The organism is Subtercola boreus, assembly GCF_003399635.1.
GTDB classification, from domain to species: domain Bacteria; phylum Actinomycetota; class Actinomycetes; order Actinomycetales; family Microbacteriaceae; genus Subtercola; species Subtercola boreus_B.
This window is the reverse complement of record NZ_NBXB01000057.1, coordinates 1-1,514: the sequence shown is the minus strand read 5'-3', so window position 1 is coordinate 1,514 and position 1,514 is coordinate 1. Positions and strand designations below refer to the sequence as shown.

The following is a 1,514-nucleotide window of genomic DNA, read 5'->3' as shown; positions in this document are numbered from 1 at the left end:
GCGTCGTTCGCGGGTACCTTGGCGACGAGGATCCGGCTCGCGCCTGCCCGGGACCCGGAGTTCAAAGGTCTCGTGGAACGGAACAACGGTTACCTGGAGACGTCGTTCCTGCCGGGGCGTACGTTCGTGTCGCCGACGGATTTCAACGCCCAGCTCGGTGAATGGTTGCCGAGGGCAAACGCCCGGCTGGTGCGCTCCACGGGCCGCCGGCCCGAGGAGGCACTCGCCAACGACCTGGCGGCGATGATCGCGTTGCCGCCGGTCGCGCCGTCGACCGGGCTGCGTTCCCGGGTCAGGTTAGCGAGGGACTACTACGTCCGGGTCGACTCGAATGACTACTCCGTGGATCCTCGCTTCATCAGCCGGTTCGTCGACATCCATGCAACCGCGGCGACGGTCACGATCACCAGTGGTGGCGGTGTCGTTGGTGTGCACGAACGGTGCTGGGCGAAACACGCCACGATCAGCGACCCCGCCCACGTCACCGCCGCGAAAGGGTTACGGAAGTCCCTCGCCGACGACAGGCAGGCCAGGGAACGAGCCGAACGCCGTCACGCCGACGGGCATCCGGTGACGCTTCGGGTTTTATCCGATTACGACGCCCTGTTCGGCAGCGACTTCGCTGTCACGACCCCGACGGCGGCCAGCTGATGGCCGCCGTCACAGTGTCAGGGAAGGAACTGGCTTCCACGATCGCGTACCTTGCCCGGGTGCTGAAGACGCCCACGATCGGGCGGGTATGGGAAGAGCTCGGCGACACCGCCCGCGACGCCGGCTGGTCGCATGAGGAATACCTCGCGACCGTGCTGCAACGTCAGGTCGCGGACCGTGAAGCGCACGGCACGAGCTTGCGGATCGGGGGCGCTCACTTCCCGCACGTGAAGACCCTTGATGAGTTCAACCTCGATCATCAGCCCTCGCTTCGCCGTGACATCCTCGCGCACCTGTCGACCACGACCTGGATAGCAAAGGCAGAGAACGTGGTCCTCCTAGGGCCTCCCGGGGTCGGGAAGACTCACCTCGCGATCGGCCTCGGAGTCAAAGCGATCCAGGCCGGCTACCCCGTGCTGTTCGACACCGCGACCGGCTGGGTTGCCCGGCTGAAGACCGCCCTCGCCGCGGGACGGCTCGAGCAGGAACTGAAACGGTTACGCCGCTACAAGCTGCTGATCATCGACGAGATCGGGTACCTCGCGTTCGATCACGACGCCGCGAACCTGTTCTTCCAGCTCGTCGCGGCGCGTTACGAGCAAGGCGCGATTCTCGTGACCTCGAACATGCCCTTCGGCCGGTGGGGCGAGATCTTCTCCGACGACATCGTTGCCGCCGCGATGATCGACCGCCTCGTGCATCACGCCGAGGTCATCACCCTCACCGGCGATTCCTACCGAACCAGAAGCCGCCGCGAAATCCTCAAACGAGAACAACCCGCAGCGACCGCGTAACCAAAAGACCAACCCGAGGGGTCAACTTTCTTTTGACGATACGGGGTCAAGATTCACCCGACGTTGACA

General features: G+C 64.9%; 2 protein-coding genes. Both read left to right on the top strand.

The annotated features are described in order from the left end of the window. Positions 1-651 (top strand): Mu transposase domain-containing protein (locus B7R22_RS18130; protein WP_437184161.1); only part of this gene is annotated, 651 nt, incomplete at its 5' end. Further along, positions 651-1,445, top strand: a complete 795-nt coding sequence (istB, locus tag B7R22_RS18125) for an IS21-like element helper ATPase IstB (RefSeq protein ID WP_116413095.1) — start codon at positions 651-653, stop codon at positions 1,443-1,445. The genes B7R22_RS18130 and istB, both read left to right, overlap by 1 nt. The last annotated feature ends 69 nt before the right edge of the window (positions 1,446-1,514 follow it).

What these genes read in the sequence shown, in the direction of transcription:
- istB (WP_116413095.1), top strand. Translation starts at nt 651, where the DNA reads ATGGCCGCCGTCACAGTGTCAGGGAAGGAACTGGCTTCCACGATCGCG.